Annotated in this window: 12 protein-coding genes and 1 pseudogene; 9 read left to right on the top strand and 4 right to left on the bottom strand. The window is 75.5% G+C overall.

Annotation, left to right across the window (positions count from 1 at the left end; all coding sequences use genetic code 11):
- Positions 1-306: 306 nt before the first annotated feature.
- Together ACWDNY_RS12755 and gabT are read right to left on the bottom strand one after the other, a co-directional pair.
- Positions 307-945, bottom strand: coding sequence for a phosphatase PAP2 family protein (locus tag ACWDNY_RS12755; RefSeq protein ID WP_451645804.1), 639 nt, complete (start codon positions 943-945; stop codon positions 307-309).
- Between the two features lie 576 nt (positions 946-1,521).
- Positions 1,522-2,856: a 4-aminobutyrate--2-oxoglutarate transaminase gene (gabT, locus tag ACWDNY_RS12750; RefSeq protein WP_451645749.1), complete on the bottom strand. Its 1,335-nt coding sequence runs from the start codon at positions 2,854-2,856 to the stop codon at positions 1,522-1,524.
- A gap of 336 nt (positions 2,857-3,192) precedes the next feature.
- On the opposite strand from gabT, the gene ACWDNY_RS12745 reads away from it, so the two are divergent.
- The 4 genes from ACWDNY_RS12745 (at position 3,193) to ACWDNY_RS12730 (ending at position 10,321) form a co-directional block, all read left to right on the top strand.
- The gene (locus tag ACWDNY_RS12745) at positions 3,193-5,610 is read left to right on the top strand and encodes an ATP/GTP-binding protein (protein ID WP_451645748.1); all 2,418 of its coding nucleotides are present in this window, start codon (positions 3,193-3,195) and stop codon (positions 5,608-5,610) included.
- A 138-nt stretch (positions 5,611-5,748) separates the two neighbouring features.
- Complete coding sequence (locus tag ACWDNY_RS12740; protein WP_451645747.1) at positions 5,749-7,407, top strand: PucR family transcriptional regulator; 1,659 nt, start codon at positions 5,749-5,751, stop codon at positions 7,405-7,407.
- 421 nt (positions 7,408-7,828) lie between these two features.
- The gene (locus tag ACWDNY_RS12735; protein ID WP_451645746.1) at positions 7,829-9,274 is read left to right on the top strand and encodes an aldehyde dehydrogenase family protein; all 1,446 of its coding nucleotides are present in this window, start codon (positions 7,829-7,831) and stop codon (positions 9,272-9,274) included.
- Positions 9,275-9,601: 327 nt separating this feature from the next.
- A complete protein-coding gene (locus tag ACWDNY_RS12730; protein WP_451645745.1) occupies positions 9,602-10,321 on the top strand; it encodes a CDP-alcohol phosphatidyltransferase family protein in 720 nt (239 codons plus the stop codon).
- Here the strand turns inward: ACWDNY_RS12730 and ACWDNY_RS12725 are convergent.
- Entirely contained in the window at positions 10,284-10,736 is a 453-nt protein-coding gene (locus ACWDNY_RS12725) for an adenylyltransferase/cytidyltransferase family protein (RefSeq protein WP_451645744.1), read from the bottom strand. The genes ACWDNY_RS12730 and ACWDNY_RS12725 overlap by 38 nt on opposite strands.
- Positions 10,737-10,941: 205 nt before the next feature.
- Between ACWDNY_RS12725 and ACWDNY_RS12720 the strand changes: the two genes are divergently transcribed.
- Genes ACWDNY_RS12720 through ACWDNY_RS12710 form a run of 3 tightly spaced genes read left to right on the top strand, consistent with a single transcriptional unit; the run spans position 10,942 to position 15,043 of the window.
- Complete coding sequence (locus tag ACWDNY_RS12720; protein ID WP_451645803.1) at positions 10,942-12,192, top strand: glycosyltransferase; 1,251 nt, start codon at positions 10,942-10,944, stop codon at positions 12,190-12,192.
- Complete coding sequence (locus ACWDNY_RS12715; RefSeq protein ID WP_451645743.1) at positions 12,189-13,817, top strand: lipopolysaccharide biosynthesis protein; 1,629 nt, start codon at positions 12,189-12,191, stop codon at positions 13,815-13,817. Before ACWDNY_RS12720 ends, ACWDNY_RS12715 begins: the two co-directional genes overlap by 4 nt.
- A complete protein-coding gene (locus ACWDNY_RS12710; RefSeq protein ID WP_451645742.1) occupies positions 13,814-15,043 on the top strand; it encodes a hypothetical protein in 1,230 nt (409 codons plus the stop codon). Before ACWDNY_RS12715 ends, ACWDNY_RS12710 begins: the two co-directional genes overlap by 4 nt.
- On the opposite strand, the gene ACWDNY_RS12705 is transcribed toward ACWDNY_RS12710, so the two are convergent.
- On the bottom strand, positions 15,003-16,502 hold the full coding sequence (locus ACWDNY_RS12705; RefSeq protein WP_451645741.1) for a hypothetical protein: 1,500 nt from the start codon (positions 16,500-16,502) through the stop codon (positions 15,003-15,005). The two genes, ACWDNY_RS12710 and ACWDNY_RS12705, sit on opposite strands and share 41 nt — an antisense overlap.
- A 94-nt stretch (positions 16,503-16,596) precedes the next feature.
- Between ACWDNY_RS12705 and ACWDNY_RS12700 the strand changes: the two are divergent.
- Both ACWDNY_RS12700 and ACWDNY_RS12695 read left to right on the top strand, forming a co-directional pair.
- Positions 16,597-17,127, top strand: a pseudogene (locus ACWDNY_RS12700) (WcaF family extracellular polysaccharide biosynthesis acetyltransferase); the annotation flags it as partial.
- Between the two features lie 299 nt (positions 17,128-17,426).
- A complete protein-coding gene (locus ACWDNY_RS12695; protein WP_451645740.1) occupies positions 17,427-18,542 on the top strand; it encodes a glycosyltransferase in 1,116 nt (371 codons plus the stop codon).
- The last annotated feature ends 101 nt before the right edge of the window (positions 18,543-18,643 follow it).

The following is an 18,643-nucleotide window of genomic DNA, read 5'->3' as shown; positions in this document are numbered from 1 at the left end:
GGAAGGGGAGGTCTCTCATGGCTGCGACCAGGACGGCGCTCGAGTGGCTGGCATCCGTCGCGCCGGATCCCGGCGGCTGCCGCCGGCAGTGGGCGCGCGACCCGCACGCGGTCGCCCTGCTGCCCGCCGGCACCGCACGTTCCGCGAGGCCTCGGCCGCCGGTCGGCCATGGCGGGACCCGCGCCCGGCCGATCAGGGCCGGCCAGGCCGGTGCGCCCCGGGGCTCGCCGGTCGGGCGGCCTTCCGCGGTGGTCCGTGGCGGCCTGGCGGGCGTGGTCGGGGGGCCCGGAACGGTGGCGTGGCCGGTCAGCCGGGATCGGTACGGGAGGGGGGAGGCCCGGCGGAGGGCCGGCGGGCGCCTCCGCCGAGCAGCAGCCGCAGCGCGGTGAGCAGGACCGCGCACAGGCACCAGCTGGCCACCACGTCCAGGGGCCAGTGGTAGCCGCGCCGGACCAGACCGAAGCCGACGCCGAGCACGAGGACGGCGAAGACGGCGACGAGCAGGCGGCGGGCCGCGGCCCTGCGGAGCCAGGGGAGGAGGAGCAGGGCCGCGGACCCGTAGGCGACGGCGGCGGTGGCGGTGTGCCCCGAGGGGTAGTAGCCGACCCCGGGCGGCATCACCGCCGTGCCGTGACGGGCCGTCCACTCCTTCAGCGGCACGACCAGGACCGGCACCAGGGCCATCAGCGCGGCCGCCGCGGCCGGCGGCAGCCACCAGCGGTGGACACCGGCTGCGCGGCCCCGCCGGGCCGTATGACCGAGGACCAGCGCCAGAACGGGCACGGCGACCTGCGCGTTGCCCAGGTCGGCGAGGAGTTCGGAGGGGCGGTCGGGGTGGACGAGGAAGCGGCTGAGGCGCTCGTCGACGCGCAGCAGCGGGCCGTGCGCGACGACCTGCCAGGTGATCAGGGCGAAGAGGACGGCCGGGAGAGCGAGGAGCAGCAGGACACAGAGGACGCGGGAGGCGGCGGAGGCCGGCCGCCCGGGAAGGGGGAGCCCCCTGCCGTGCGCCACGGGCCCCCGCCTCTGCTCGGGCATCCGGTTCCGGGAGGTCGACACGGAGTACAGCTTGGCAAAACCGGCCGTGCGCCACCGGCCGGGCGGGTGGGCGGGCGTGAAACCGGCACCGCCGCCGTCGCGTCCGTGGGAGGGGCGCGGCGGCGGCGGGACGGCCGAGAAGGAGGGGTCGGCCGCCCAGGAACCGGGGGGATGGTTCCCGGGGCGGCCGTCCGGACCGGAACGCCGCACGCCCCGGGGGGTCTGGGGCGGGCGACCGTCCGATCGAGAAGATCCGGGGCCGTCAGACCCCGGGTGTGCGCGAGGCACGGCCAGGTCGAAGCTGGGGAGGCCCCGGCCTGTTGTCGCCCACAGTGCCCTGCGGGCTGGGTGTATCTCTCATCTCGGGAGAACCTACGGCAGGGGAGGGGGACGCGACAGGCGGAACCGCGTCCCCCCATCCACCTCGCACACCTTCTTCACACGCTCTGCCGCGGGAGGCGACAGGGCGTGCGAACGGGGTGCTCAGATGCGGGTGAAAGCCTGCTCGATGATGTCCAGGCCCTCGTTCAGCAGGTCCTCGCCGATCACCAGCGGGGGCAGGAAGCGGACCACGTTGCCGTAGGTGCCGCAGGTCAGGACCAGCAGGCCCTCCTGGTGGCAGGCCTTGGCCAGCGCGGCGGTCGCCTCCGGGTGGGGCTCCTTGGTCGCGCGGTCCTTGACCAGCTCGATGGCGATCATGGCGCCGCGGCCGCGGACGTCGCCGATGACGTCGAACTTCTCGGCCATGGCGTTCAGCCGGGCCTTCATGACGGCCTCGATGTCCTTCGCCCGGGCGTTGAGGTCGAGCTCCTTCATGGTCTCGATCGCGCCCAGCGCGCCGGCGCAGGCGACCGGGTTGCCGCCGTAGGTGCCGCCGAGGCCGCCGGCGTGCGCGGCGTCCATGATCTCGGCGCGGCCGGTCACGGCGGCGAGCGGCAGACCACCGGCGATGCCCTTGGCGGTGGTGATCAGGTCCGGGACGATCCCCTCGTCCTCGCAGGCGAACCACTGGCCGGTGCGGCAGAAGCCGGCCTGGATCTCGTCGGCGACGAAGACGATGCCGTTGTCGGCGGCGAACTGGCGGATCGCGGGCAGGAAGCCCTTGGCCGGCTCGATGAAGCCGCCCTCGCCGAGCACCGGCTCGATGATGATCGCGGCGACGTTGTCCGCGCCGACCTGCTTGGTGATCTGCTCGATGGCCTGCTGGGCAGCCTCGGGGCCCGCGTTCTCCGGGCCGGTCGGCCAGCGGTAGCCGTAGGCGACCGGGACACGGTAGACCTCGGGGGCGAACGGGCCGAAGCCGTGCTTGTACGGCATGTTCTTGGCCGTCAGCGCCATGGTGAGGTTGGTGCGGCCGTGGTAGCCGTGGTCGAAGACGACGACGGCCTGGCGCTTGGTGTACGCGCGGGCGATCTTCACGGCGTTCTCGACCGCCTCGGCGCCCGAGTTGAACAGGGCGGACTTCTTGGCGTGGTCACCCGGGGTGAGCTCGGCCAGCGCCTCGGCGACGGCCACATAGCCCTCGTACGGCGTGACCATGAAACAGGTGTGCGTGAAGTCGGCCAGCTGCGCGGACGCGCGGCGGACGACGGCCTCGGCGGAGGCGCCGACCGAGGTCACGGCGATGCCGGAGCCGAAGTCGATGAGGCGGTTGCCGTCGACGTCCTCGATGATGCCGCCGCCCGCACGCGTGACGAAGACCGGCAGCGTGGAGCCCACGCCCTGGGCGACCGCGGCGAGACGGCGGGTCTGCAGCTCCTGCGACTTCGGGCCGGGAATGGCGGTGACGACGCGGCGCTCCTGCGGAAGTGCGGTCATGGGGGGCTCCCTGTGATCGTGCGTACCGGGCGGTCCGTGCGCCCGGGCGCCGGCGCACCGGGTGGGTGTCTCCGGTCGGGGCCTTTTCGGACGCTTGCCTTCTTTTCTCGCAGGTTAGGACGGCGGGGCGGGCGTGGGCATGCTCCATGTGGGCGTTGTCGGCGGCCGTGGTTGTCCGTCCTGGACATACGGGCAGGGTCCGGGCCGCGGGGGTACGTCGGCGGAAGCCGGGCCGGGATGCCGCGCGCCGTGCCGCGCCAACGGTGAACTCCCCGGCCCGGGCGTTAGATTGGCCCGCGGACGGTGGACGGAACGGCTGCTCAGGGGGCAAGGGCGATGGACGACGGGACGCAGGAAGCACGCGGCACGCATGCGAACCCCGTGCCGCGCCCGGCGATGCCGGGGCACGCTCCCGCGGCGCCGCCGCGGCCGGCGGTGCCGCCGGGGCCCGCGGCCGCACCGCCGTACACCGGCGCCGGGGCGTCCGGGTACGGGCCCCGGGCGGCCGTCGCCGACTGGCTCGACGAGCCCCGCCCCGCCGCCGGGCCGGGCATCTGGCGGCTGGGGCACCGCCCGCCGAAGGACACCCGGCAACCGGAGCGGCTCGCCCCCGTCACGGTCGTCGGCCTGCTCATCCCGCTGGTCGTGGCTCTCGTGCTGTGGTCCCTGTGGCGGCACGGCGGCTTCCCGTACCAGTGGGTGGTGCTGAAGCTGTTCACGCCGGACGACTGGTGGTGGGGCGGCACCGTGTCCCCGAAGGGCATGGAGGGCCGCGAGGCCCTCGTCGTCCAGGACGGCGTCTTCTTCGCCGTGCTCGTGTACGCCGTGGGCCGCCTGGGCGGCTGGCCCGACGTCCTGCGTCACTTCGTCGGCCGCCGCCCGCAGCCCGCCCGGGCCCTGTATGCCGCCGCCGGCGCCCTGATCGTGCTCAGCCTCGTCTTCCCGAACGCCTTCCCGGGCGTCGGCTGGGACGCCCTGCCGGTCGTCGACCCGGTCTTCTCGCTCGTCGTCCTCGTCTCGGGCGGCTACGGCCTGTTCACCTCGCAGCTGTTCACCGACGGGCTGTACGCCCTGATCACCCTGCTGGTCGTGTGGCCGTTCGCCCGGCTCGGCGGCTGGTGGGCGTACGGCCGGGAGCTCGCGGCGCGCCGCCGGGCCCGGACGGAGCCCGCCGCCGTGCCGGCCGCCGTCCTGCCCCGGTCGCAGTGGCCGGACCTGCGCGACGCCGGGCAGCACCAGGCGGCGGACCTGCTGTCCGCCGAGGTGGCGGGGGGCCGGATGAACGACGTCGACTGCGCGCGCGTGGAGCACGCCTGGACGCGGGCCCGCGGCGGCGCCCGCCTCGCCGACTTCACGGACACGGTGCTGCGGCACGGCGCCGCCGCCTGGACGCACCCGTCCGGGGCGCGCGACCTGCCGGGCCGCACGGCCCGGCACGACCTGCTCGAGGGGCAGGTGCGCCTCGGCCGGTGGGTACCGGGGGAGCGGGGCCCGCGCGCCTACGACGGCGCGGACGCCGCCCTAGACCCCGCCGCCCTCGGCACCTCCCTGCTCGTGGTGGGACCGCCCGGCTCCGGGAAGACCCGCAACGTCGTCGCACCGGTCACGGAGGCGCTCGCGCTGCAGACGCTGACCGGCCGGTGCGCCGTCGTCGCCGTCTGCGCCGCCGGGACCCCGCTCGCCCCGGACCCGGCCTTCGACGTCGTCGTCCGCATCGGCGACCGCGAATCCGTCCACGACCTGGACCCGTACGCGGAGGCCGACGACCCGGACGAGGCCGCCGCCGTCCTCGCCGAGGCCCTCGTGGGAGACCTCGACACCGTCGGCGCCCAGGGCGCCGCCACCGCGCTCGCCCAGCTGCTCGGTCCCTACCGGGCCGTGCACGGGCACTTCCCGCCGCTGCCGGTGCTGCGCGAACTCCTGGAGGGCGAGCCGGCGGCACTGTCGGCGCTGCGTGCCGCCCTCGCCGGGGACGAGCACGCCGTGATGCGCCGCGACCTGGACGCCCGTCTGCGCCAGGCCGGCACCGCGGCCGACGCCGGTCCGGCGCTCGCCGGCCGGCTCGCGCTGCTGGACCGGCCGGTGTTCGCCGACTTCTTCGGCTCCGGCGGCACGGGACGGCCGTTCTCCCTGCGGGCCGTGGCCCACCACCCGCTCCGGGTCCGCGTCGACCTGCCCGAACGCGGCCACGAGGAGGCGTCCCGGCTGATCACGCGGCTGGTGCTGGCGCAGTTCACCACCGTCGTGCGCGACACGCGCCGTCCCCACTTCGCCTGCCTGGTGCTCGACGACGCCACCGGGGCCGTCACCACCGAGTCGGTGCGCCGCGTCCAGCGGCTGCGCTCCCAGAACGCCGGTGTGGTCCTCGCGCTGCGGTCGGTCGCCGACGTCCCCGAGGCGCTGCACGGCCCGCTGCTCGGCGCCGTCGGCTGCCGCATGGCGCTGTCCGGGGTCACCACCTGGGACGGCAGCCGGTTCGCGCACGCCTGGGGCACCGAGTGGGTGGAGACGAAGGAGGTCGCCCAGCACACCGTCTTCGCCGACCAGCCGATGACCCGGGCCCTGCACGCCCTGCGCAAGCTGGTCACCGGGAAGGCCGTCACCACGGACGCGGTGACCGTGAAGCAGGTCGAGCGCGAGCGCTGGTCGGCCTCCCGGCTGGCCCACGAGGTGCCGCCCGGGCACGCGGTGCTGTCGCTGACGACCGTGCGCGGCGAGCACGCGCCGCCGCTGCTGGTGGACCTGCGGAGCTGAACGCGGACGGACGACCCGAACATCGCACCGTACGGTCACACGGTGACCGTACGGTGAGGCAGAATCGACAGAGGTCGTTCATACGCGGCGGCCAAAAGATCACAACGATCACCCGATCTCCGCAGACCTGAAGGCCCCATGCCCCCCACGCTCGCCTCGCTCGTCCACCACTCCGCGCTCAAGCTGACCGTGCGTGCGGGCGAGGACGGCCTGGATGTGCCCGTCCGCTGGGCGCACGTCAGCGAGCTGGCCGACCCCGTGCCGTACATGGAGGGCGGGGAGCTGCTGCTGATCACCGCCCTGAAGCTGGACGCGGAGGACGCCGAGGCCATGCGCCGCTATGTGAAGCGGCTGGTCGGCGCCGGGGTGGTCGGGCTCGGCTTCGCCGTCGGGGTCAACTACGACGAGATACCCAAGGCGCTCGTCGACGCCGCCGAGCAGGAGGGCCTGCCGCTGCTGGAGGTCCCCCGGCGCACCCCGTTCCTCGCGATCAGCAAGGCCGTCTCGGCCGCCATCGCCGCCGACCAGTACCGGGCGGTCACCGCCGGATTCGCCGCCCAGCGCGAGCTGACCCGGCAGGCGCTGAACGCCGGCCCCGAGGGTCTGCTCGCCGCGCTCGCCGCCCAGGTCGACGGCTGGGCGGCCCTGTACGACGCCTCGGGCGCCGTGGTCGCGACCGCGCCGGAGTGGGCGGGGCGGCGGGCGGCCCGGCTCACGACCGAGGTGGAGCGGCTGCGGGACCGGCCCGCGCCCGCCAGCTCGGTCGTCGGCGGGCCCCAGACCGAGGACCGCGTCGAACTGCACTCCATAGGCACCGGACGGCGTCCGCGCGCCGCCCTCGCCGTCGGCACGGCCGCGACCCTCGGCACCGCCGAGCGGTACGCCGTCCACTCCGCCATCGCCCTGATGACGCTGACCACGGAACGCTCGCGGTCCCTGCACGCCGCCGAGCAGCGCGTCGGCGCGGCCGTGCTGCGGATGCTGCTCGCCGGGCAGCAGGACCACGCCCGGGCCGCCGCGGGCGACCTGTACGGCGGGCTGCTGGACGCGCCCTTCCGGATGATCGTGGCCGAGTCGGTCCCGGCGCCGCCCGCGCGGGCGCACGCCGACGCCTGGACGCCCGCCGCCGGGCCCTCCCCCGCCCTGCCGGCCGTCGGCTCCGCGGGCCACCCGCTGGCGGGGCTCGCCGAGGTCGTGGAGGCGGCGGCCGCGCGCTCCGGGGAGGCCGTCCTGGTCGTCCCCGAGGGGGAGCGGCTGGTGGTGCTGGCGGCCGACGGGGGCGCGGCCGTCGCGGCGTGCGGGACGTACGCGGCGGCGCTGGAGGAGGCACGGTCCGCCACCGTGCGCGAGCAGGCGCCCGGCGGGGACGAGGAGGAAGTGGTCGTCGGGCTGTCGGCGCCCGCCGGCCCGATCGCCGCGGCGGCCGCGTACAAGCAGGCCGAGCAGGCGCTGTCGGTGGCGCGGCGGCGGGGCCGGGTGCTCGTCGAGCACGACCAGGTGGCGTCGGGCTCGGTGCTGCCGCTGCTGGCCGACGACGCGGTGCGGGCCTTCGCCGACGGGCTGCTGCGCGCGCTGTACGAGCACGACGCCACCGGGCGCGGGGACCTGGTGGCCTCCCTGCGGGCCTGGCTCTCGCGGCACGGCCAGTGGGACGCGGCCGCGGCCGACCTCGGAGTGCACCGGCACACGCTCCGGTACCGCATGCGGCGGGTCGAGGAGATCCTCGGGCGCTCCCTGGACGATCCGGACGTGCGTATGGAGCTGTGGTTGGCGCTGAAGGCGACGTCCTCCGACTGAGTCGGTCCGGGCGGGCTGCCTCGGGCGGCGTTCGGGGGGTGACCCGGGCGTCGGCCGGGTGGGTGCCCGGTGGTGTGCGGAGGCCGCGTCGGGTCGCGGGCCCGGCGTGCGGGGTGCCGCCCGCGCCCACCGGTGCCGCTCCGGCGGCACGGGTGCCCGCGGTTCGGGGTGGCCGGGTGCCTGCCTTCGCCGCCGGGACGGCGCGACGGGCCGCGGCTCGGGGTCCGCGGTCGGGGGCGGCGGGGCGATGGCGTGTGGTGGAGGGCGGGCCTTCGGCCGGGAGGCTCCTGGCTAGGCCAATTCGGTGTGTCGGCGGGGCCCAGTGCTACGGCTCGGACAAACGCCGGACGGCGCCTCCCGCCCTACCGTGGAGCACGCCATCCATTGACCACACCCCAACGGGAAGGGCCGGGACTCGTACATGACTTCCACCCACGCCTTCTGGCTCGCCGGCCGCCAGGTCACCGGCGAGGACACCTTCGACGTCACCAACCCCTACGACGGGCGGCTGGTCGGCAAGGTGAGCGTGCCCACCGACGCCCAGGTCGAGGAGGCCGTGGCCGCCGCGTACGCCGTGCGGGACGAGTTCGCCGCCACCCCGGCGCACGTGCGGGCCGCCGCCCTGAACCACGTCGCCACGCGGCTGGTCGAGCGCACCGAGGAGATCGCGCAGCTGATCTCCGCCGAGAACGGCAAGCCGATCAAGTGGGCCCGGGGTGAGGTCGGCCGTGCCGCCTCCGTGTTCCGGTTCGCCGCCGAGGAGGCCCGGCGGTTCAACGGCGGCGAGGCGCAGCGTCTCGACACCGACGCCGGCGGCCAGGGCCGGCTCGCCCTCACCCGCCGCTTCCCCAAGGGTGTCGTCCTCGGTATCGCGCCGTTCAACTTCCCGCTGAACCTGTGCGCCCACAAGGTCGCCCCGGCCGTCGCCGCCGGCGCCCCGATCATCCTGAAGCCCGCCCCGGCCACCCCGCTGTCCGGTCTGGTGCTGGGCGAGCTGCTCGCCGAGACGGACCTGCCGGCCGGTTCGTGGAGCATCCTGACGGTCTCCAACGAGCGCATGCCCGCCCTCGTCCAGGACGAGCGGCTGCCGGTGATCTCGTTCACCGGTTCCGAGAAGGTCGGCTACGCGATCATGGACTCGGTGCCGCGCAAGCACTGCACCCTGGAACTGGGCGGCAACGGCGCGGCCGTCGTCCTCGCCGACTACGCGAGCGACGAGGACCTCGACTGGGCCGCGAGCCGTATCGCCACCTTCTCCAACTACCAGGGCGGCCAGTCCTGCATCTCGGTGCAGCGCGTGATCGCCGACGCCGCGGTCTACGACCGCCTGCTGCCGCGCGTCGTCGCCGCCGTCGAGGCCCAGGTGACCGGGGACCCGGCCGACGACAAGACCGACGTCGGACCGCTGGTCAGCGAGGACGCCGCGAAGCGGGTCGAGTCCTGGGTGCGGGAGGCCGTCGAGGCCGGGGCGACCCTGCTCACCGGCGGCGAGCGCGACGGCGCCACCTACGCGCCGACCGTCCTCGCCGACGTGCCCGCCGATGTGACGATCGCCTGCGAGGAGGTTTTCGGGCCGGTCCTCACCGTGCAGAAGGTGGACGGCGACGCCGCCGCCTTCGCCGCCGTCAACAGCTCCAAGTACGGGCTCCAGGCGGGTGTGTTCACCCATGACCTGCAGACCGCCTTCCGCGCCCACCGCGAGCTGGAGGTCGGTGGCGTGGTCGTCGGCGACGTCCCGTCCTACCGCGCCGACCAGATGCCGTACGGCGGCGTCAAGCAGTCCGGCGTGGGCCGCGAGGGCGTCCGCTCCGCGATGGAGGACTACACCTACGAGCGGGTGCTGGTGCTGACCGGTCTCGCCCTGTGACCCCCTGACGCGCCCGGAGGGGCCCGGCGCCGGCGTCTGCCGGTGGCCGGGCCCCTCCCTTTTCCCGGCCCGCACGGCGTGAGGGTCCCCGGCCGGGGCCGCCGGACGGCCGGACTGCGGTCCCGCCCCGTCGTTCCCGTACGGGCCCGCCGGGGGCGGGGAGACCGCCGTGCCGCTCCCCGGCGTCCCGAACACCACCCGCCCCCGTTCGCCGCGTGCCATCATGGCGTCCACCCGCCCGAACGCCGGTTCGCCGTCCGGGCGGGAAACCACCGCAGTTCGCGGGCGCCGGGGGGTCGGTGCCGCGCGGGGACACGAGGGGGGCTCGTGGCAACGACGGTACTGGGGGAGCTGCGCGGGGCGCAGAAGTCCGCGAAGGGCGTGTCGCTGTACTCGAGGTACGTCAACCGGCCGGCGGGCCGTTACCTGGCGGCGGGGGCGTACCGTCTCGGCCTGACGCCCAACCAGGTCACCCTGGTCAGCGCCGCGTTCACCTTCGCCGGCATCGCCGCCGTGGCGCTCGTCCGGCCCTCGTGGCCGCTGGCCGTCGCGGTGTACGCCGCGCTGGCCGCCGGCTTCGCCTTCGACTCCGCCGACGGGCAGCTCGCCCGGCTCACCGGCACCGGCGGACCGGCAGGGGAGTGGCTGGACCACGTGGTGGACTGCGCCAAGATGGTGGCGCTGCACACCGCCGTCCTGATCGCGTTCCACCGCTTCTTCGACCTGCCCGGCGACGGCTGGCTGCTGATCCCCCTGGGTTTCCAGTTCGCGGCCGTAGTGACCTTCTGCGGCGGACTGCTGACCGAGCAGCTCAAGCGGGGCCGGGGCGCCGGCGCCACCCCGGCGGCCGTGCCCTCCCGGGCGCGGGCCGTCGCCCTGCTGCCGGTGGACTACGGGGTGTTCTGCCTGGTGTTCCTCGCGCTCGGCGCACCGCCCGTCTTCCGCGTGGCCTACGCCGTGCTGGCCGCCACGCACGCCCTGTTCCTGGTGGCGTTCCTCGCCAAGTGGTTCAGGGAGCTCTCCGCGCTTCCCCGGAACCCGGCGTGACCAGCTTGTCCAGCGCCCTGCTCAGCAGAGTGCTGGAGGTGTGGACGGTGTACGGGAAGTAGACGACCTCGACGCCGACGCCGGCGAAGTCCCGCTCCAGCCGCTCGCCCTTCTCGGTCCCCCGCCAGTCGTCGCCCTTGAAGAGGACGTCGAAGCGCACCTGCTTCCAGGTCTCCAGCTTGTCGGGGACCGTCTCGACGAACGCGGCGTCCACGTGCCGGACGCTGCGCACGAGCTCCAGGCGCTCCGGCAGCGGGATCACCGGACGGCGGCCCTTGGCGAACTCGGCCATCTCGTCCGAGACCACCCCGGCGACCAGGTAGTCGCACTGGCTGCGGGCGTGCCGAAGGATGTTGAGATGGCCGATGTGGAACAGGTCGTAGACCCCCGGCGCATAACCGACTCGATGGACCATGCGTTCTCCCCCCACAGTGAACGTCAATCCGCCAGCGGCAGTTGATGGTCCACCGACCTTACTGTGAAGCCCACCTGGAGATCGGGTGAACGGTTAAGGTGGGCGGGGATCGCTTCTGGGGGGAAGGGGACCGGCGTTGACCGGATCGGAGCCCGCACATGCCCGCGAAGAGCACGACGCGAAGGAACCGGCCGAGCACGGCGCCCTGACCGGCCGGCGTCTGCTGCTGGTGTCCACCAACTACGCGCCCGAGCACACGGGCATCGGCCCGTACGCCACCCAGCTCGCCGAGCACTGGGCGGCCCGCGGCGCCGACACGCACGTCCTGGCGGGCATGCCGCACTACCCGTCCTGGCGGGTGGACCCGGCGTACGCGGGTTTCTGGCGGACGACGGAGCAGCGCGGCGGGGTCACCGTGCACCGGCGAAGACACACCGTGCCGGCCCGGCAGACCGCCCTGCGCCGGGCCCTGTTCGAGGCGTCGCTGCTCGCCCACCAGCTGGCCGCGCCGCCCCGCATGCGGCGCCCGGACGCCGTCGTCGCGCAGATGCCGAGCCTCGCGGGCGCGGTGGCCGCCGCCCGGATCGCCCGCCGTCACGGGGTGCCGTTCGTGCCCGTCGTGCAGGACCTGATGGGCGCCGCCGCCGCGCAGAGCGGCATAAGGGGCGGCGACCGGGCGGCCGCCGTGGCCGCGCGCGCCGAACGGTACGCCCTGGGCCGCGCCACCCTCGTCGGCGTCATCCACGACAGCTTCCGGCCCCGGGTGGAGGCGATGGGCGTCGAGCCCGCCCGCATCCGGCTCGTGCCCAACTGGTCCCACGTGGCCCGCCCGTCGCGGCCGCGCGCCGAGACCAGGGCCCGGCTCGGCTGGCCGCGGGACCGCCCCGTCGTCCTGCACTCGGGCAACATGGGCCTGAAGCAGGGACTGGAGGTCCTCGTCGACGCGGCCCGGCTCGACCCCGGCACCGACTTCGTCCTCATGGGCGACGGCAACCAGCGCGCCGCCCTGCGCGAACGCGGCCGCGGCCTGCCCAACCTGTACTTCCTGCCGCCCGCCGACGAAGCCAGCTTCCCCGACGTCCTCGCCGCCGCCGACGTCCTCGCGGTCACCCAGCGGGCCTCCGTGCTCGACATGAGTGTGCCGTCCAAGCTCACCTCCTACTTCGCCGCCGGGCGCCCCGTCCTCGCCTCCGTCGCGGCCGAGGGCGGCACCGCCGACGAGGTGCGCCGCTCGGGTGCCGGCGTGCTGGTCCCGCCGGAGGACCCGGCGGCCGTGCTGCGGGCGGTGCGGGAGCTGGCGGCCGACCCGGCGGCGGCGGACCGGCTGGGGGCCCGCGGGCCCGCGTACGTGGACGAGCGGCTGAGACGCGCGGCCGGCCTCGGCCGCCTGGACGACGTGCTCGCCGAGGCACTGCACCGGGGCACCACCGCGCACGAAGGAGCGGCACGCGCATGAGCGACGAGGCACGCGGTCAGCAGGACGAGCCGGAGCTCCTGCGCGACCAGGTGCAGCAGGTCCTGCGGCACCGCGTCCTGGTGGCCGGCGGCCTGCTCGCGGGCCTGCTCGCCGGCTGCTGGTTCGCCTTCGGCACGGCGCCGGCCTACGAGTCCTCCAGCGAGGTCCTCGTCCGGGCGGCCATCGTCAACCCGTACGCCGCCAACGGCACGTCCGCCGACAAGCAGGTCGACATCGGCAGCGAGCGGCAGACGGCCGCCGGGAACACGGTGGCCGCACGCGCCGCCGAGCGGCTCGGCAGGGGACCCGCGGACGTCGGCGAGCTGCAGCGCCACCTGCAGGTGACCAACCCGCCCAACACGCTGGTGCTCAAGTTCAGTTACGTCGCGAGCACCCCGAAGGCCGCCGCCCGGGGCGCCAACGCCTTCGCGCAGGCCTACCTCGACCACCGCCAGAAGCAGACCGCCGGCACCGTCGCCACCATGGTCCAGGGCTACCGGAACCAGCTCGACCCGCTGGCCAAGCAGCGCGAGGACCTCCTCGACCAGATCGACCGGCTCCAGGGCGACACCGAGAAGAGCACCGTGCTCGCCGCCCAGGCCAACCTGCTGGCCCAGATCACCCAGCTCATCAACAACATCAGCGAGCTGAAGGCCCTGGACACCACGCCCGGCTACGTCACCGTGACGGCCGAGCCGCCGGCGAACGCGGAGGGCCTCGGCACGCCGCTGCTGATCGCGCTGGGCGGGGTGATCGGCCTCGCGCTCGGCCTGCTCGGCGCCTGGCTGAGGATGATCTTCGACCCGTCGGCCCGCTCGGCGGACACCGTGGCCCGCGCACTGCGCGCCCCCGTGCTCGCCGCCCTGCCGAAGGGCCCGGCGGAGCCGCTGCTCGCCGCCGACGGCGCCCTCGCCGAGCAGTACCGCTCCGTGGCCTTCCGGCTGGCCTACGACCGGCACTTCGCCGACCGGCGCCGGCTGCTGGTCGTCGAGCCGAACGGCGAGGGCACCACGGCCGCCGCCGTCGCCGTCAACCTCACCGCCTGTTTCGCCGAGACCGGCATGGCCGCCCTGCTCGTCGAGGCCGACCTGCGCCGCCCCGGCCTGGCCGGCCGGCTGCCCGAGGCGCCCGGCGCCCGCGCCGGCTGGGCACGCGGGCCGGCGGCGGACGGCACCCCCTGGCCCGGCGGCCGGCACGTCACCGTCGATGCGGGCGAGTCCGGCACCTTCGAACTCGTCCCCGGAGCCCGCGTCCCGCACGTGGCCCGCACCCTCACCTCCTCCGCCACCACCCGCCTGATCGACCAGGCCGACACCCCGAACACCACGGTCGTGGTCCTCGCCCCGCCCGTGCTCTCGTACGCCGACGCGCTGGCCCTCGTCGACCGCGTCGACGGGGTCGTGGTCGTGTGCGACCCGCGCACCACCGCCCGGACCGCCCTCGAACGCGTCCGCGAACTCATCGACGGAGCCGGCGGCCAGGTCCTCGGCGCGGTCCTTCACGCCACCGACGGGCAGCGCAGGGGCCGCCGGCGGCAGCCGGCCGCCCCCGCGGCGGCGGAGCGGGAGCGGACCGCGACCGCGCGGACCGCCGCCCGGGACACCCTGTCCTCGGGCACCCGGTGAGGGCGCGCACCGCCGTCCTGTGCTCCGTCCTCGACCAGGCGGTGAGCGCGCTCACCAACATCGCCGTCCTGGTCCTGGTCGCCCGGCACAGCGAGGCCGGCACCTTCGCCGTGTTCGCGACGGCGTACGTGGTCTTCAGCGTCCTGCTCGGCGCCTTCGGCGCGTACGTCGGCCAGGAACTCGTACTGCACCGGGGCGAGCCGGAGGCCCTGGGGACGGCCTGCCGGGGCGCGGTGGTCTTCACCGCCGGGGCGTCGGGCGTCCTCGGGGTGCTGCTGGCGGCCACCGCCGCCGCGATCCCGGCCGACGCGTCGGTGTTCGCGGCCCTCGGCCTCGTCCTGCCGGTGACGCTGACGCAGGACACCCTGCGGTACTGCTTCTCCGTACTCCGCGCGCCCCACCTCGCCCTCGCCACCGACCTGCTGCGCCTGGGCGCCGTCCTGCCGCTGCTGGCCGTGCAGCCGGACGGCGCCTCCGCGGCCCGCACCACCCTGGTGTGGGGGCTGTCCGCGCTGCCCGCCCTGCTCACGGCCCTGGCGCTGCTGCGGCCGCACGTCCGGGGCGGGCGGGGCGACGCCCGGCGCTACCTGGCCCGCGGCCACCTGGGCCGCCGCTTCCTGGTCGAGTTCGGCGTCGGCAACGCCACCAGCCAGCTCGCCGTCCTCGCCCTCGGCCTGTTCGCGACCCCGCTCGCGGTGGGTGCGCTGCGCGGAGCCACCACCCTGTTCGGACCGCTGAACGTGGCGTTCAACGCGGCCACCGGCTTCGGCCCGCCGCTGCTCGCCCGGCACCCCGCGCCCCGGCGGGCCGCCCTGGCCGCGAGCGCCGCGCTCGCCGCCGTGGCCGCCGGCTGGGCCGCCGTGCTGTACGCGCTGCCCGCCCGCTACGGCCGCCAACTCCTGGGCGACACCTGGAAGTCGGCGGTGACGGTCCTCCCGGCCACCGGCGCCCAGTACGCGGCGATGGCCTTCGGCGTGTGCGGGCTGCTCGCCCTGCGGGTGCTCGCGCCCCGCGCCACGCTGCCCGTGCAACTGGTGTTCTCGCCGGTCTCGGCGGCACTGCTCCTCGCCGGCTACGCCTGGGCCGGGGTCGCGGGCGCGGCCTGGGGCCTCGGCCTGGGTTCGGCGCTCAAGGGCGCGGCCGCCTGGCTGCGGGCCGCGCGGCCGCCCGGGACCGCGGCGGACGTCAGCGCAGCTGCCGCCACCGCTCCGGGCGCAGCGTCGTGATCAGCGCCAGGCACAGCACACCGATCGCGATCCGCCCGGAGGCCTGCAGGAGCGGCCCCCGCAGCAGGATGAACGAGTAGCCCGCCACCAGCGGCACGGCGAGGGTGAGGACGCTCACCGGACCGGCCCGCAGCACCCCGTGCGCGTACCTGCGGTCCACCCGGGCCGCCACCCAGCCCGTCAGCCCGAACCCGGCGACCATGCCCACCGGGCCGAAGTCCAGCCAGAGCTCCGCCCACAGCGGGGAGGATCGGTTGGTGTTCGTCGCCGCCATCCACTCGCTGACCGTCACCCCGGTGTCCTGGGGCTTGGCCGTCCACACCGACCGGGGCACGAAGAACAGCACGGCCCCGGTCAGCTGGCGGCCGTAGGTGTGGCCGTTGCCCGCGTCGGCGTACGTGATCGTGTTGGCGAACATGGCCATCTGGTCGTAGTCCTTCAGGACCAGCGGTTCCAGCACGGAGGACGTCCGCGTGGTGCGGGTGCCCGCGTCGTCGTAGCGGAACCGGTCCGCGAAGGGGAAGACCAGCACGGCCGCCGCGACCCCCAGCGACAGGGCGGCCCGGTACATCGCGGGGCTCTGCGGGAAGACGGTGAACAGCAGCGCGAGCAGCACGGTCAGGAACCAGTACCGCGGATTCGAGACCGGGTTGTTGACGACCAGGTTCAGGCCCGCCAGCGCGGCCAGCGTCAGCCACGGCAGGGGACGCCCGCGCGCCCTCGGCGAGGTGATCAGCCAGCGGGTCACCACCATCAGCGCCAGCAGCGCCGGGACGGTGCCGAAGCCGCGCAGCATCGCCGTGCCGGCCTGTGAACCGGGTGCGCCCACGCCGCTGTCGTCGATGGAGCGGGTGATCTCCATCCGGCTGGCGAAGAACACGCCGAGGCCGCCCAGTTTCAGGACGAACAGCCCGCTCCCGGCGAACGCCAGCGCCACCAGCACCGCCGTCCGCCGGCGGGCGACCGTCGCCGGGCGGAACACCGTACGGGCCGTGGGCCGCACCCCCGGCCGCACCAGGAGCGCGCCCGCGTCGAACGTCGCACAGGCCGCCAGCACCAGACCCACCGCCAGCGCCAGGTCGGAGCGCGACCCGGCCACCGGCACCGGGTACGTGCCCATCACGGCCTGCGCGAGCGGGGCGATGCCCATCGCCATGTAGACGAAGAGCCAGAAGGTGCCCTGGAGGAGCTTGCGGTGCCGGCCGAGGATCATCGCGGACAGCCGGGCGCCCGCGTACACGGTGAGGACCAGTTGCAGCCAGTACGCCTGGTCGCGCAACCCCGCGCCCTCCCGCAGGACCACGAACGCGGGCAGCAGCACTGTCAGGCCCAGGACCAGCGGCAGGGCCAGCACCCGTCTGAGCGCGCCGCGCGGCACACCGCGGCGCGCGTCCGCCACACCGGCGCGCGCGGGTCGTACGGCGGCCGCCGGTCCGGCAGCCGGCGTTCCCGCCGCCATGGGTCCCCCTCCGCTCCCCGTTCGCAGAGTCTACGGATTCGTGTGCGAGCCGCGTGGCGAATCCCTAGGGTGGAGCGCGGAGGAGGGGGAACTCTTGCGCGATCTGCGAACGTTCACATTGTCCGGGTACGACAAGGGGCGTGGGATCGTCGTCCAGGCCCTGTGGTTCTGCGTGCTGAACACGCTGTTCATGGCCTGGTTCTGCCCGGCCCGGGTGCGGGTCGCGCTGCTGCGGGCCTTCGGCGCGGAGATCGGCCGGGGAGTGCTCGTACGGCACCGGGTGCGGGTGCTGTGGCCCTGGAAGCTCACGGTCGGCGACCACACGTGGATCGGCGAGGGCGCCTGGCTGCTGAACCTGGAGCCGATCACCATCGGCTCCCACGTGTGCGTCTCGCAGGAGGCGCTGCTGTGCACCGGCAGCCACGACCACCGCACCACCGACTTCCGCTACCGCAACGCGCCCGTCCGCATCGAGGACGGCGCGTGGGTCGCCACGCGCGCGACCGTGCTCGCGGGTGTGACGGTGGGGCGGCACGCGGTGGTGGCGGCGGGCGCGGTCCTCAGCCGCGACCTGCCCGAACTCACCCTGCACACGACGGCGGGGAACCGCCCGCTCCGGGAGCCGTCCGCGCAGCGCCCCGCCCGCGCACCGTCCGGCTCGAAGGGGGACCCCGAGCGGGAGCCGGTACCCGAGTCGGAGTCCGGGCACGCGCCCGGGCGGGAGCCGGTCCGGGGGGAGCCGCCGGTGCAGGGGGAGTCGGCCGCGGGGACGGCCGGGCAGGAGTCGGCGCGACCGGCCGTTCGGCCGGAGCCGCCGGTGCGGCCGGAGGCGGCGGGGCGGGAGGCCGGGTACCGGTCCGGCGAGGCGGTGCCGGAGGCCGGGCGCCGGTCCGCGCCCGAGGCCGCCGGGAAGGAGTCCGCGTCGTGAAGGCCCTGCACGCGGTCACCCTGCACACGCCCACCCGGGCGTTCGGCGGCCCGGTCCGGGTCGCCGTCAACCTCACCGCAGGCCTCGCCGCCCGCGGTGTGGACAGCCGCATCGTCGCCCTCGGCGCCGGATTCGACGGGCCGCTCCCGGCCGACGTCGACGGCCGTCCCGCCTGCCTGTTCCCGGCCCGCCGCGTGCTTCCCGGCGCCGGGTTCAGCGGGATCACCTCACCGGCGCTGCTGGCCGGCGCCCGCCGTCTGGTGCGCTCGGCCGACGTGGTGCACGTGCACCTCGCCCGCGATCTGGTGACCCTGCCGATCGCGCTGGCCGCGCTGCGCGCGCGCCGCCCGCTGGTGGTGCAGACCCACGGCATGGTCGACCCCAGCGACAAGGTCCTCGCCCGGATGCTGGACGCGGTCGCCGTGCGCCGGGTGCTGCGGCGCGCGGACGCCGTCCTGCACCTGACGTCCTACGAGCGCCGGGCACTGAACGCGGTGCTGGGCGGCACCGACCCCGGCAACGGGGTCCGTCTGGTCAACGGCGTGCCCGCCCAGGAGCGGCGCCCGCGCCCGGCCGGACCCCCGCGGCTGCTCTACCTCGCCCGTATGCAGGCCCGCAAACGCCCCGCGGACTTCGTCGCCGCCGCCCCCGAGGTGCTGCGCCGGCACCCCGACGCGCGGTTCGTGCTCGCCGGCGCCGACGAGGGCGAGCTGGGCGCGGCGCTGAAGCTGGCCGCCTCCCTGGGTGTCGCCGGCTCCGTCGAGTACCTCGGCACGCTCGCCCCGGACGCCGTGGCGGCCGAACTGCGCCGCACCCATGTGCACGTCCTGCCGTCGGTGGACGAGCCGTTCCCCATGTCGGTGCTGGAGGCCCTGTCCCTGGGCGTCCCGTCGGTGGTGACCCCGACCAACGGGCTCGCCGGCGACCTCACCCGCGCCCGCGCGGGCCGCGTCGCCCGCAGGCCGCAGGACCTGGCGGCGGAGATCCTGGAACTGCTCGACCCGGCCGCCAACGACGCCGCGTCCGAGGCCGCCTGGAGCCTGTCCCGTACGTCCTTCTCGCTGGACGCGGTCACCGACCGCCTCCACACGCTGTACGCGTCCCTGATCTGACGGGCCGAGGACCCGCCCGGCCGTGGGGCCGCCACACCTGGACCGTGGAGGAGGTCGACCTCCACTCGGACGTCGCCGACCTCGCGAAGCTCACGCCGGGC

This window comes from Streptomyces sp. NPDC003697, from assembly GCF_053587115.1.
The sequence above is the reverse complement of the archived record's forward strand: the minus strand, read 5'-3'. Positions and strand labels throughout refer to the sequence as shown.

What these genes read in the sequence shown, in the direction of transcription:
- gabT (WP_451645749.1), bottom strand. Translation starts at nt 2,856, where the DNA reads ATGACCGCACTTCCGCAGGAGCGCCGCGTCGTCACCGCCATTCCCGGC.
- ACWDNY_RS12745 (WP_451645748.1), top strand. Translation starts at nt 3,193, where the DNA reads ATGGACGACGGGACGCAGGAAGCACGCGGCACGCATGCGAACCCCGTG.
- ACWDNY_RS12740 (WP_451645747.1), top strand. Translation starts at nt 5,749, where the DNA reads ATGCCCCCCACGCTCGCCTCGCTCGTCCACCACTCCGCGCTCAAGCTG.
- ACWDNY_RS12735 (WP_451645746.1), top strand. Translation starts at nt 7,829, where the DNA reads ATGACTTCCACCCACGCCTTCTGGCTCGCCGGCCGCCAGGTCACCGGC.
- ACWDNY_RS12725 (WP_451645744.1), bottom strand. Translation starts at nt 10,736, where the DNA reads ATGGTCCATCGAGTCGGTTATGCGCCGGGGGTCTACGACCTGTTCCAC.
- ACWDNY_RS12715 (WP_451645743.1), top strand. Translation starts at nt 12,189, where the DNA reads ATGAGCGACGAGGCACGCGGTCAGCAGGACGAGCCGGAGCTCCTGCGC.
- ACWDNY_RS12705 (WP_451645741.1), bottom strand. Translation starts at nt 16,502, where the DNA reads ATGGCGGCGGGAACGCCGGCTGCCGGACCGGCGGCCGCCGTACGACCC.